The sequence below is a fragment of the Nocardia sp. NPDC127579 genome (assembly GCF_042672005.1).
GTDB lineage: Bacteria > Actinomycetota > Actinomycetes > Mycobacteriales > Mycobacteriaceae > Nocardia.
This window is the reverse complement of record NZ_JBHXVZ010000013.1, coordinates 1-11,977: the sequence shown is the minus strand read 5'-3', so window position 1 is coordinate 11,977 and position 11,977 is coordinate 1. Positions and strand designations below refer to the sequence as shown.

Sequence of the window (11,977 nt, the reverse complement as noted above, 5' to 3'; positions counted from 1 at the left end):
CGGAAGGCCCCGACCGATCCGGTCGGGGCCTGTATTCGCTGACGGGCGTGCTCAGACGGCGGCGGCGATGCGGTCGCCGATCTCCACGGTGGAGGAGGTGCCGGAGCGGGAGGCGAGGTCCTTGGCCACGGCAGCTTCGATGCGGGCGGCCTGCTCGGTGTGGCCCAGGTGGTTCAGGAGCAGGGAGACCGAGAGGATGGCGGCGGTCGGGTCGGCCTTGGACTGGCCCGCGATATCGGGGGCGCTGCCGTGCACCGGCTCGAACATCGAGGGGTTGACGCCGGAGGCGTCGATATTGCCGGAGGCCGCCAGGCCGATACCGCCGGAGACGGCGGCGGCGAGGTCGGTGATGATGTCGCCGAACAGATTGTCGGTGACGATCACGTCGAAGCGGCCCGGATCGTTCACCATGTGGATGGTGGCGGCGTCGATGTGCTGGTAAGCCGTTGTCACCTCCGGGAATTCGGTGGCGACCGCGTCGACGGTGCGCTGCCACAGCGACCCGGCATAGGTGAGCACATTGTTCTTGTGCACCAGCGTGAGGTGCTTGCGGCGGGTCTGCGCGACCGCGAAGGCGTAGCGCACCACGCGTTCGATGCCGAAGCGCGTGTTCGTGCTGACCTCGGTGGCGACCTCGTGCGGCGTCTCGACGCGGATGGCGCCGCCGGTGCCGGTGTAGGGGCCCTCGGTGCCTTCGCGGACGACCACGAAGTCGATGTCGGGGTTACCGGCCAGCGGGCTGGTGACACCGGCGAACAGCTTGGACGGGCGCAGGTTGACGTGGTGGTCGAGCGCGAAGCGGGTGTGCAGCAGCAGCCCACGCTCGAGCACGCCGCTGGGCACCGACGGGTCGCCGATCGCGCCGAGCAGAATCGCGTCGTGCTGCTTCAGCTCGGGCAGCACGTTGTCGGGCAGGATCTCACCGGTCGCGTGGTAGCGCTTGGCACCCAGGTCGTACTCGGTCTTCTCGACACCGGGCAGCACCACGTCGAGCACCTTGAGCGCCTCGGCGATGACCTCGGGACCGATTCCGTCACCGGGGATGACAGCAAGCTTCATGAAGGTAATGCTCCTGTTCGGATGTGTGCGCCCGTCAATCCGGCCCACGATAGCTGGCACCGGGGACACCCCTGTCACCAGGGCAAACCTCTCTCACACAGTGAGATCGGCAATTCTCGCTAGAGTTTGGAGCATGTTCGACAACTACAGACTCGAGCGCAAGATCGACCGGCTCGAACGCAAGATCGACCTCATTCTCGCGCATCTCGGCATCGAGGACCCGGCCTCGACGCTGGACTACGCCGAGATCGACGAACTTCTGCGGCGCGGCAAGAAGATTCAGGCGATCCGGCTCTACCGCACGCTCGATCCGGCGGCCAGCCTGGTCGAGGCCAAGGAAGCGATCGAGGCACGGCAGGTCGAGGTGTACTGACGAAAACGCCGAGCCCCCCACATGCGAGGGACTCGGCGAACGGTCGTCGATCAGGCCAGGTCGACGAGCACGACCTTGGCCGCGCCCACGGCCTCGGCGATCGCGGCCTGCACCTCGGCGGACACGTCCTGGTTGACGCGCAGCACCACGGTCGCGCCCTCCTGGTCCACGTCCTGGCTCAGCTGCGCGGCGAGGATGTCGATCCCGGCCTCACCGAGTTTGGTGCCGATCTTGCCCAGCGCGCCCGGCTTGTCCCCGTAGTTGAGGACGGCCAGGTTCAGGCCCTCGGCGCGCATGTCGTAGTTGCGGCCGTTGATGTTGACGATCTTCTCGACCTGGGCGGGCTCGGTGAGCGCGCCGGCCACGTTCAGGGTGCGGCCGTCGCCGAAGACGGCGCGCAGATCGACCAGGCTGCGGTGGGTCGGGCTCTCGGTGTGGGTGCTCACCGTGGCCTCGAGCCCGCGATCCTTGGCCAGCGCGGGCGCGTTGACGAACGTGACCTGGTCCTCGACCAGCGCCGAGAAGACTCCGCGCAGCGCCGAGAGTTCCAGCACCGCGACATCGCTGGCGGACAGCTCGCCGCGCACCTGCACCTCGAGGCTGACCGGCAGCTCGGAGGCGAGCGCGCCGAGCAGCGCGCCCTGCTTGCGCACGATGTCCAGCCACGGGGCGACCTGGTCGGTCACGGTGCCTCCGGTGACATTGACCGCGCCGGGCACGAACTCACCCGCGAGGGCCAGCTGCACGGACTTGGCGACATCGGTACCGGCCCGGTCCTGCGCCTCGGCGGTGGAGGCGCCCAGGTGCGGGGTCACCACGACCTGCGGCAGACCGAACAGCGGGCTGTCGGTGCAGGGCTCGGTCTCGAAGACGTCGATGCCGGCGGCGCGGACGTGACCGGAGGTGATGGCGTCGGCGAGCGCCTGCTCGTCGATCAGGCCGCCGCGGGCGGCGTTGACGATGATGACGCCCTTCTTGGTCTTGGCGATCGTCTCCGCGTTCAGCATGCCCTTGGTCTCGGGCGTCTTGGGCAGGTGGATGGAGATGAAGTCGGCGCGCTCGAGCACCTCGTCCAGGGTCACCAGTTCGATGCCGAGCTGAGCCGCCCGCGCCGGGGAGGTGTAGGGGTCGTAGGCGATGAGCTTGGTCTCGAAGGCCGCCAGGCGCTGCGCGAACAGCTGGCCGATCCGGCCCAGGCCGATGACGCCGACGGTCTTGCCGAGGATCTCGACGCCGTTGAACTTGCTGCGCTGCCAGGTGTGCTCACGCAGGGTGGCGTCCGCGGCGGGGATCTGGCGGGCGGCGGCGAGCAGCAGGGTGACGGCGTGCTCGGCCGCGGTGTGGATGTTGGAGGTCGGGGCGTTGACGACCATGACGCCGCGCTCGGTGGCCGCGGGCACGTCGACATTGTCGAGGCCGACGCCGGCGCGAGCGACGATCTTCAGGTTCTTCCCGGCGTCGAGCACCTCGGCGTCGACGGTGGTCGCGGAGCGCACGAGTAGCGCGTCGGCTTCGGGGACCGCGGCGAGGAGCGCCGGGCGGTCGGGGCCGTCGACCCAACGAACCTCGACTCCATCACCGAGCGCGTCGACGGTCGACTGGGCGAGCTTGTCGGCGATCAGGACAACGGGACGGCCTGCTTGGCTCACGATGGAGTACTCCTGGGAATGGTGGTCGACATTGTCTGGGGTGCATTACAGCCCGCCGCACAGCTTAGTGGGATCGATTTCGGGCCCCTTTACCCCCCGGTAGGCACCCGCCGTCAGTGGCCCACGTCACGGCCGGCCCGGACATGGCGGAAGGCCCCTCACCCGAGGCGAGAGGCCTTCCCACATTTCGCGCCGATCAGGCAGCGCAGGGTCGATCGAATTGTTCGATCGAGAATTCAGATCAGCCGCCGAACGAGCCGGTCCACAGGGTGTCGATGATGCCGTGGAAGGCAGCGGAGCCGGTGTTGAGCAGACCGGACAGCGCAGCGGAACCGGTGTCGATGATAACGGGGATCATTTGAATACCTCTTCGGTCGAAATGTTTCCAGCGAACTGGCTTGCACATGACACATCGGGGCCCGTGCGAATGCGGTTACGAAATTCTCCGGTTTAGTGATGCAGGACACAACTATTTCATCGTGTGACCCAAGCCACGCTGAACTGGACCCAGCGCCCCCAGAATCGTGGGCTTGACCTGGGGAAATAAGCGAAGAGCAGGCTGGACGGTCGACCAGGTCGAGGCTCGCTCGGAATTCCGTGAGAGAACTCTGGCAGACTTCTAAGAATTCCAGGTCGAGCGGCGGCAATTCAATAAGATGCCGCTGTTATCCACTCCGCCGCCACCCGCCGGGCACGCAGACGGAAATTCTCGGAATGTGTCCGTGATACCCCCGAAATCCGCCGGGAAGACCGGCACGCGTCGGCGCGGCGAAAACCGATGGCCCACCGGGCGCGAGCACAACTAGCATCCGCGAGCATGACGCTGCGCACGATCCCCGGCACGATGGACCCGACCGTTGTCGGGCAGATCGACGATGAGCTGACCCGGGTCGAGCGCGAGCACCACGTCACCGTGCGGCTGGCCGTGGAGAGCGGCAGCCGCGCCTGGGGCTTCCCCTCCCCCGACTCCGACTACGACTGCCGCTTCGTCTACATCGGCGATCTGGACACTTACCTGACGCCATGGCCCGCGCGCGATGTCATCGAGACGCCGCTGGTCGGCCTGCTGGATGTGAACGGCTGGGATCTCGCCAAGGCGCTGCGCCTGCTGGTCGCGGGCAACGCGGTGCTCATCGAGTGGCTGATGTCACCGATCGTCTATCGCGGCGACGCGGACTTCCGGACCGCGCTGCGCGCGCTGGCGGCCGAGGTGGCCGATCGTGACCGGGTGGCCCGCCACTATCTGCATCTGGGCAGCAAGCAGTGGGCGCTATTCGAGCGCGGTCGCTCGTTGAAAAAGGTGTTCTACGCGCTGCGGCCCGCGATGGCGCTGCGCTGGCTGCGTGAGCATCCGGGGGCCGCGGTCGCGCCGATGCACCTGCCGACGCTGCTGGCCGAATGCGAGCTGCCCTCGGCCCTGGTGGAATCGGTCGCCGAGCTCACCGAACTGAAGGCCCGAACACGGGAGATGGGCAGCGGAACGATTCCGGCGCCGATCGCCGAGTTCCTGGCCGCCGAGTTCGAACTCGCCGCAGCGGGTTTCCCGACGGGATCAGGGCGGCATCCGGACCGGGCCCGGGAGCTGACGACGGAGTTCTTCCGCCGCGAGGCGCTCAGTCGATGACGCGCACGCCGACGGCCTCGGGGCCGGCTTTGGCCGCCCGGATATCGAACTCCACCCGCTGCCCCTCGGTGAGGTGACGGAAGCCCGAGCGGCCTAGTTCGAGGTAGTCCACGAACACATCGGGGCCACCACCGTCCGCCGCGATGAACCCGAAACCCTTTTTCGTGTCGAACCACTTCACGGTGCCGTGCGCCACGCACCCATCCTAGAGGGCGGCGCACAGGCCCCGGAAAGCGAGACAGCCCCCGCACCGTGCTGGTGCGGGGGCTGTCGAAGCTTTAGATCGCGAGATCAGAGAACGCGAACGTCCTGCGCCTGCGGGCCCTTCTGGCCCTGGCCGATCTCGAACTCCACGCGCTGACCCTCATCGAGGGACCGGAAACCCGAGCCGCTGACGGCCGAGTAGTGCACGAAGACGTCGGGGCCTCCGCCGTCTTGCGCGATGAAGCCGAAGCCCTTCTCGCTGTTGAACCACTTCACAATGCCCTGAGCCATTTCATACTTTCTGTAGACGAGCCAGATTCTGACAAACGGAATGTCCTGGTCTCGTAGGTCAACGATGCCATGATCGGACGAATTCGGCCACATCCAGAGGGCCCAACTGTGAGGTAACCAACCCTGGGCCCGCGCCATGGTGATCGGCCCCAGCGGGTATTCGCGCCGCTCAGCCCCCATTTCCATCCGGAAATTCCGCACCGGGACGCCGCTGGCCCACCTGAGAAGTTACTGAGCGCGCCGGATCGAGGTAGCGGAGCTGTCGGCGCTTGCCCGGTTCGTAGTCCGCCCTGCCGGAAAGATGTTGCGGCACACCGACTTCCCACCAGGCATCGCTCTCGGTCCAGGTTGCGGGCCGGGTGCGGACCACGACGACCGCCGGCCGGGAGTGTTCGAGGGCCGCGGCCCGGGCGTCGGAGTACGCCGCCCGGAACTCGGCCAGGTCAGCGGCCGGAAAGACCGCGCAACCGAGCGCCTGCGCGTGCGCGGCGAAATTCACGCGGGGCGGATCCGGGAGGGTGGTCCGGCAATCGGCGTAGAAATTATTGAACAAAACTCCGCCCTGCCCCGCCTGTAGCCGCGCGATGACCGCGTAACCGTCGTTATCGCACACCACCGCGACGAACGGGTGGCCCGCGAAAGCCGCCGAGAACAGCTCGGAATTCGCCATCAGATACGACCCGTCGCCGAGCAGCGTGGTGACCAGCCCGCCCGTGTGCGCCATGGCCGCGCCCCAGGCCCCGGCAAGCTCGTAGCCCATGCAGGAGAAGCCGTACTCGACATCCATCGCGGGGCCCGCGCCGTGCGCGCGCCAGCCGCCGACGAGTTCGCCGGGCAGGCCGCCGGAGGCGGTCATGACGTAGTCGCCGGGCTCGCTCAGATCGTTGACCGCGCCGACCACCTGGGCGTAGCTGGGCACACCCGCCGTGGGAGCGCGCAACTCGTCGATACGGGCGTCCCAGCCGCCGCGCAGGACTGCCGCGCGCCGGGTCCAGGACTCCTCGACACGCCCCTCCGGGGACAGGTGCGCGGCGAGTTCGGCGACGGTCACCCGCGCATCCCCGACGACGGCCAGCGCACCGTGCTTCACGGCGTCGAAGCGGGCGGTGTTGATGGTGACGACGCGGACGTCGGAGGCGAAGACGGTCCAGGAGGCGGTGGTGAAATCCTGGAGCCGGGTGCCGATGGCGAGCACCAGATCGGCTTCGGCGGCAAGGGAATTGGCCGATGCTGATCCGATGATACCGAGTGGTCCCGCGTAGAGCGGATGGTCGTGCGCGATCAGCGTGCGCCCTGCGGTGGTGTCGGTGACCGGAATCCCGTGCCGCTCAGCGAGTTCCATGATCTGGGAAATGGCGTCCGAATAGCGAACACCGCCGCCGAGCACGAGCAGTGGCCGCTCGGCCGACCTGATTGCCGCGGCAGCGGCCTCGAGCGCGCGAATATCCGGACGGGGGCGCGGAATTCGATGCACGACCGGTTCGAACAGGGCGTCGGGGAAGTCGAAGGTCTCGGCCTGGACATCCTGCGGGAGGGCCAGGGTGACCGGGCCCGCGTCCGCCGGATCGGTCAGCACGCGCGCCACCTGCGGCAGCGTGGCGATCAGCTGTTCGGGACGGGTGATGCGGTCGAAATACCGCGACACCGCCCGGAATGCGTCGTTGACGGTGCCGGTCGGGTCGTGGAAGTGCTCGACCTGTTGCAGTACCGGGTCGGGCGCGCGCCCGGTGAAGGTGTCCCCCGGAAGCAGCAGCAGTGGAAGGCGATTCGCGTGCGCCACCCCGGCGGCGGTGACCATGTTCAGCGCGCCCGGCCCGATCGAGGAGGTGGCCACGCCCACCTGGCGGCGATGGGTGGCCTTGGCGTAGCCGACCGCGGCCAGCGCCATGCCCTGCTCGGTGTGGCCACGCCAGGTGGGCAGTTCGTCCCGCCGCTGGGCGAGCGCGGTGCCGAGGCCGAGCACGTTGCCGTGCCCGAAGATCGCGAACACCGCTGGGAACAGCGGGACTTCGCGCCCGTCGAGCGCTTCCGCGCGTTGCGCGATCAGCCAGGCGACAAGGGCTTGTGCGGTGGTCGAATACATCGGAACCGTCCTCTACGGGCGCCCCTCGTGGGTGGTGACAGGGCAACGGGGATCGCGGGGTTGGCTGGTCCAGCTCGCGCGCACCCAGGTGTGCGCGGGGTCGTCGCAGAAGGCCATGGAGCGGTCCGCGGCGGGTCCGGCGAGCACGTTCAGGTAGTACATGGCATAGCCGGGCGCCGCGACACACGGGCCGTGGTAGCCGTGCGGGATCAGGAAGACGTCACCGTCGCGGACTGCGACGGTGACATCGAGGGTGTCGTCGTAGGTGCGGTGCAGGCCGAACCCCGTGCGGGACGGGGTGATGCCATCCCGGTCGGCGATCCGGAAGTAGTAGATCTCCTCGTTGACCACCTCGCACTCGGAGGTCGTGTCGTGCTTGTGCGGCGGATAGGACGACCAGTTGCCGTCGGGTGTGATCAGCTCGCAGGCGTTGAGTTTGTCGGCGTGGTCCCACACCCCGGGGACACCGAAGTTGGTGACCTGCCGGGTCGCCTGGCCCGCGCCACGCACCTGCACCGGAACATCCTCGGCAGGACCGTATTTCGGGCTCAGCCGACGAGTGCACCGCGCCATCGGCAACGCCACCTCCCAGCCACGCGCCGAGCTCAGCTCGACCTCGGCATCGCGCGGGATGTAGACGAAATCGGTCACGCGTGTGAATACCGTGTCGCGGCCGCGCAATTCGTAGGTGACGCCATCGACCCGGACGGTGCCCGAACCCGCCAACGGCAGCACGAACGCCTCGAACTCACCGGTGTGGACCGTTCGGGCGGTCCCGGCGGGCACCGTGAGCACTCGCAGACCGGTATACGCCCACTCGGCCTGTTCCGGTGTCAGCAGCACCGGATCCGCCCCGTCCGCCAGCGACCCCGCCGTCCTGTGCAGCCTCACCGGGCTTCCTTCAGGACCCGGGCGGCGGCGTCCACCGCGGCGGCCACATTCCCGTCGGGCGGATAGAGCAACGACCGCCCGACCACCAGTCCGCGCACCACCTCGTGGTTCAGCGCGCTCCCCCACGAGGCGATGTCGGCGGCCGGATCGACCGAGGGTGTTCCGCCGAGCACCAGGACCGGCAGGGTGGTCGCGTCCAGCACCGAGTTGTCCTCGGGTGCAGGGATTTTCAGCCAGGTGTAGGCGGAGGTGACGCCCAGCCCGGAGGCGACCGTGATCGCCCGGGACAGCGCCGGTGCGTCCTTGCTCATGACCAGCGTGCCCGACTCGTCCCGGTGATACGGCAGCGGTTCGACCATGGCCAGCAGGCCATGTGCCGCGAGCTCGGACACCGCCTGGGCGCAGGCGTGCAGGGTCGGTACCGTGCCCGGATCCGAATCGACCAGGCGCAGCAGCATTTTGCCGCCGTCGAGGCGGTACCTCACCAGGGAATCGGCGTCGTAGCCGGTGAATCGGTCGTCGATCTCCCATTCCGCACCGGCCAGGCCCCCGCGGTTCATCGAGCCGATGACGACCTTGTCGTTGAGCGCACCGAGCAGCAGCAACTCCTCCACCACGTCCGGGGAGCCGAGCACACCGTCGACCGCCGGGTTGGACAGGGCGATGAGCAGGCGCTCCAGCAGGGCGCGCCGATCGGCCATGGCGGTGCGGTCCGCGCCGACGCCGAGCGCGCCGCGGGCCGGGTGGTCGGCGGCGACCAGGAACAGCGTGGGTTTGTCCGGCATGAGGGTCGGTCTGCGGACGCGGCGGGCATAGGCGCGTTCGACCGCGCCTGGATCGGTGGCCCGGATACGCAGCAGTTCCCGCCAGCGCGCATCGGTCAGAAACATGACGCCTCCTTCGATAGCCGGAACCCGCACTGTCACCGGGACATTCGAGTAGCCACAGCCTCGATCTCCGCGTGCGTCGGCATGGCGTCGGCGCAGGCCAGTCGCGCGGCCACCAGGGCGCCGGCGGCGTTGGCGTAGGCGGCGATCCGTTCGGGATCCCAGCCGGAGAGTAGACCGTGGGCCAGCGCCCCGCCGAAGCCGTCCCCGGCCCCGAGCCCGCACACCACGCGCACCGGGCACGGCGGTATCGACCAGCGCCGATCGGGGGTGGCCAGGAGCACACCGTCGGCGCCGCGTTTGATGACGGCGAGCCCGATGCCCCGGGCGAGTAGCCGGTCCGCCGCGGTGTCGGGGTCGGCGGTGCCCACCGCCACCTCGGTTTCGGCGCGGTTGCCCACCACGACGGTTACATGGTCGAGCATCCAGGCGATCTCCGGCCGGGCCAGCGCCGGATCGGGCCAGAACATGGGCCGGTAGTCCAGGTCGAGCACGGTGTGGCCGCGGCGGCCACGGTGGCGCAGCACGGCTCGCTGGGTGCTGCGGCTGCTCTCGGCGCTGACACCGGTGCCGGTCACCCAGAGCAGCGGCACCCGCTCGACCAGATCCCAAGGGACATCCCGGGATTCGAGCGTCAGGTCGGGGGCGAGCGGCGCGCGGTAGAACAGCAGCGGTGGATCTTCGGGCGGGTCCAGCGCGCAGAACACCACGGGTGTTTGCAGATTCGGTGCGGTGCCGACGTATCGCGCTGTCACCCCGAAGTTTTCGAGCGCGGTCCGCACATAGTCGCCGAAGCCGTCGCGACCGACCTTGGTGAGCACGGCGCTGCGCCGGCCCAGCCGCGCGGCGGCGACGGCGACATTGGTGGCGGTACCCCCGAGCGATTTCGCGAAAGTGTCGACCGCGGCGAGCGGTACGCCGCTCTCACGCGGATACAGATCCACCCCCACCCGGCCGACGGTCAGGATCTCGACTTCGGCGGTCATGAGTCGATCACCCGCTCGAGTTCGTGCTCGAGCGCCGCCAACTCCGCGCCGCCGGCCATCTGCCGGGTCAGCTCGGCGACGTCGATCTCGGATTTGGCGTACGAGCCGAGCACCGTGCCGCGTTTGAGCAGCAGGAACCGATCCCCCACGGGGTAGGCGTGGTGCGGATTGTGCGTGATCAGCACGACGCCGAGCCCGCGCTCACGCGCCTGCACGACATAGCGCAACACCACGCCGGCCTGTTTGACGCCGAGCGCGGCGGTCGGTTCGTCGAGGATGAGCACCTCGGCCCCGTAGTGCACCGCGCGGGCGATGGCCACGCACTGCCGCTGGCCGCCGGAGAGCGTGCCGACCGGCTGCTCCAGATCACGGATCTCGATCCCCATGTCCGACAGCCCTTTCCGGGCGATCTCCCGGCCCTCGCGGATGTCGAGCATGCGGAACGGGCCGATGCCGCGCGTGGGCTCGGACCCGAGCACGAAGTTCCGCCAGACACTCATCAGCGGTACCACGGCCAGATCCTGATAGACGGTCGCGATACCGCGATCCAAAGCGGCACGCGGGGAAGCGAATCGGGTGGCGACGCCGCTCAGCCGCAGCTCTCCTCGGTCGTACTGGTGCACCCCGGCCAGGATCTTGATCAGCGTGGACTTGCCCGCACCGTTGTCGCCGAGCACACAGGTCACCTCGCCCGCCCGTACCGTCATCGAGACATCGCTCAGGGCGACCACGCCGCCGTAGCTCTTGCCGATACCGACGGTCTCGATCAGTGGGGCGGTCATCGCCTGACCCTCTCGGCTCGCTTCTGGAATCGGTTGTTCACCAGCACCGCGGCCAGCAGCAGCACGCCCAGGAACAGCATGAACCAGTCGCTGTCCCAACGGGCGAACACGATGCCCTGCCGGGCCATGCCGAAGATGAGCGCGCCGATGGCCGCGCCCACGGCGGACCCGAACCCACCGGTGAGCAGGCATCCACCGACCACCGCCGCGATGATGTAGTGCAACTCCAGGCCGATGCCCTGGTTGGCCTGGACACTGGTGAATCGCAGGATCATGCAGGAACCGACCACCCAGCCGGCGAACGCGGTGGTCATGAACAAGATGATCTTGGTGCGATCGGCCGGCACGCCGACCGCTCGCGCGCTGGGCAGCGCGCCGCCAACCGCGAAGATCCAATTGCCGAACCGGGTGCGGGTCAGCACGAATGCGGCGATCACCGTCAGCACGATCCACCACAGCACCGACGCCTGCACGCTGGTGCCGCCGATCCGCAGCGTCGACGCGAACACCGACCCCGCGGACTGATAGCCGGGCGCGCTCCGAATACCCGCCACCTGAACGGTTCCCGTCACCAGCCGGGTGACGCCGAGGTTCAGCCCTTGCAGCGCAAGGAAAGTGCCGAGCGTGACGATGAAACTCGGCATACCCGTGCGCATGACGAGCCAGCCGTTGAACGCGCCGACCGCCAAGGCGAACAGCAGCGACGCCAGCAGCGCGGCCCACACGTTCCAGCCCGCGTGGACCGCCAGCAATGCCGTCACCAAGGCGGTGGACGCTGTCATCACGCCCGCCGACAGATCGAACTCGCCGCCGATCATCAGCAGCGCGACCGCGACCGCCATGATGCCGAGTGTGGAGGCGTCGTCCAGCCAGTTCGCGATGCCCATCGGGCTGAGGAAGCGCTCGGTGATGATCGAGAAGAACACGAACACCCCCAGCGCGCCGAGCGCCGCACCGACCTCCGGGCGCACCAGCAAGCGGTGCCACAGGGACGGACCGGCTGCCACCACGCTCGACTTGTCCGAAACCGGGGTGGCAACGGTCATGTCGGTCTCCCTAAGTTCGTAGGTGTCTGGGGTTGGTGCCCTGGATGCCCAGGGCGGTGGGGTGTAGCTCATGTCGGTTTGCCTTTGGTGAGGCTCCGAAGG

The 11,977-nt window shown here is 68.5% G+C and carries 12 protein-coding genes; 2 read left to right on the top strand and 10 right to left on the bottom strand.

All coding sequences use genetic code 11. The annotated features are described in order from the left end of the window. Nucleotides 1-51: 51 nt before the first annotated feature. On the bottom strand, nucleotides 52-1,059 hold the full coding sequence (locus ACFVMC_RS31245) for a 3-isopropylmalate dehydrogenase (RefSeq protein WP_379216280.1): 1,008 nt from the start codon (nucleotides 1,057-1,059) through the stop codon (nucleotides 52-54). Nucleotides 1,060-1,192: 133 nt separating this feature from the next. Between ACFVMC_RS31245 and ACFVMC_RS31240 the strand changes: the two genes are divergently transcribed. Then, on the top strand, nucleotides 1,193-1,432 hold the full coding sequence (locus tag ACFVMC_RS31240; protein WP_379216278.1) for a hypothetical protein: 240 nt from the start codon (nucleotides 1,193-1,195) through the stop codon (nucleotides 1,430-1,432). A 50-nt stretch (nucleotides 1,433-1,482) separates the two neighbouring features. Here the strand turns inward: ACFVMC_RS31240 and serA are convergent, their stop codons facing one another. After that, nucleotides 1,483-3,081: a phosphoglycerate dehydrogenase gene (gene serA / locus ACFVMC_RS31235; RefSeq protein WP_379216277.1), complete on the bottom strand. Its 1,599-nt coding sequence runs from the start codon at nucleotides 3,079-3,081 to the stop codon at nucleotides 1,483-1,485. A gap of 817 nt (nucleotides 3,082-3,898) precedes the next feature. Between serA and ACFVMC_RS31230 the strand changes: the two genes are divergently transcribed. Continuing rightward, nucleotides 3,899-4,705, top strand: coding sequence for a DNA polymerase beta superfamily protein (locus ACFVMC_RS31230; RefSeq protein WP_379216275.1), 807 nt, complete (start codon nucleotides 3,899-3,901; stop codon nucleotides 4,703-4,705). Here the strand turns inward: ACFVMC_RS31230 and ACFVMC_RS31225 are convergent. The 8 genes from ACFVMC_RS31225 to ACFVMC_RS31190 form a co-directional block, all read right to left on the bottom strand. Then, entirely contained in the window at nucleotides 4,695-4,901 is a 207-nt protein-coding gene (locus tag ACFVMC_RS31225) for a cold-shock protein (protein WP_379216273.1), read from the bottom strand. The genes ACFVMC_RS31230 and ACFVMC_RS31225 overlap by 11 nt on opposite strands. Before the next feature lie 95 nt (nucleotides 4,902-4,996). After that, nucleotides 4,997-5,200, bottom strand: coding sequence for a cold-shock protein (locus tag ACFVMC_RS31220; RefSeq protein WP_014987157.1), 204 nt, complete (start codon nucleotides 5,198-5,200; stop codon nucleotides 4,997-4,999). A 169-nt stretch (nucleotides 5,201-5,369) separates the two neighbouring features. Next, entirely contained in the window at nucleotides 5,370-7,283 is a 1,914-nt protein-coding gene (iolD, locus tag ACFVMC_RS31215) for a 3D-(3,5/4)-trihydroxycyclohexane-1,2-dione acylhydrolase (decyclizing) (RefSeq protein ID WP_379216271.1), read from the bottom strand. A gap of 12 nt (nucleotides 7,284-7,295) precedes the next feature. Beyond that, complete coding sequence (gene iolB / locus ACFVMC_RS31210) at nucleotides 7,296-8,174, bottom strand: 5-deoxy-glucuronate isomerase (RefSeq protein WP_379216269.1); 879 nt, start codon at nucleotides 8,172-8,174, stop codon at nucleotides 7,296-7,298. Then, nucleotides 8,171-9,064, bottom strand: coding sequence for an aldolase (locus ACFVMC_RS31205; protein ID WP_379216268.1), 894 nt, complete (start codon nucleotides 9,062-9,064; stop codon nucleotides 8,171-8,173). Before ACFVMC_RS31205 ends, iolB begins: the two co-directional genes overlap by 4 nt. Before the next feature lie 32 nt (nucleotides 9,065-9,096). Continuing rightward, nucleotides 9,097-10,047 (bottom strand): 5-dehydro-2-deoxygluconokinase, encoded by a 951-nt coding sequence (gene iolC, locus ACFVMC_RS31200; RefSeq protein ID WP_379216266.1) that lies wholly within the window; start codon nucleotides 10,045-10,047, stop codon nucleotides 9,097-9,099. After that, nucleotides 10,044-10,829 (bottom strand): ATP-binding cassette domain-containing protein, encoded by a 786-nt coding sequence (locus ACFVMC_RS31195; RefSeq protein ID WP_379216265.1) that lies wholly within the window; start codon nucleotides 10,827-10,829, stop codon nucleotides 10,044-10,046. Before ACFVMC_RS31195 ends, iolC begins: the two co-directional genes overlap by 4 nt. Next, nucleotides 10,826-11,875 carry an ABC transporter permease gene (locus tag ACFVMC_RS31190; protein WP_379216446.1) on the bottom strand — a complete coding sequence of 350 codons (1,050 nt, stop codon included), beginning with the start codon at nucleotides 11,873-11,875 and terminating at the stop codon, nucleotides 10,826-10,828. The genes ACFVMC_RS31195 and ACFVMC_RS31190 overlap by 4 nt, the downstream gene beginning before the upstream one ends. Nucleotides 11,876-11,977: the final 102 nt, after the last annotated feature.

Coding starts and splice junctions, on each gene's coding strand:
- ACFVMC_RS31195 (WP_379216265.1), bottom strand. CDS start 10,829: ATGACCGCCCCACTGATCGAGACCGTCGGTATCGGCAAGAGCTACGGC.
- iolC (WP_379216266.1), bottom strand. CDS start 10,047: ATGACCGCCGAAGTCGAGATCCTGACCGTCGGCCGGGTGGGGGTGGAT.
- ACFVMC_RS31240 (WP_379216278.1), top strand. CDS start 1,193: ATGTTCGACAACTACAGACTCGAGCGCAAGATCGACCGGCTCGAACGC.
- ACFVMC_RS31220 (WP_014987157.1), bottom strand. CDS start 5,200: ATGGCTCAGGGCATTGTGAAGTGGTTCAACAGCGAGAAGGGCTTCGGC.
- iolD (WP_379216271.1), bottom strand. CDS start 7,283: ATGTATTCGACCACCGCACAAGCCCTTGTCGCCTGGCTGATCGCGCAA.
- ACFVMC_RS31245 (WP_379216280.1), bottom strand. CDS start 1,059: ATGAAGCTTGCTGTCATCCCCGGTGACGGAATCGGTCCCGAGGTCATC.
- ACFVMC_RS31205 (WP_379216268.1), bottom strand. CDS start 9,064: ATGTTTCTGACCGATGCGCGCTGGCGGGAACTGCTGCGTATCCGGGCC.
- ACFVMC_RS31190 (WP_379216446.1), bottom strand. CDS start 11,875: ATGACCGTTGCCACCCCGGTTTCGGACAAGTCGAGCGTGGTGGCAGCC.
- ACFVMC_RS31230 (WP_379216275.1), top strand. CDS start 3,899: ATGACGCTGCGCACGATCCCCGGCACGATGGACCCGACCGTTGTCGGG.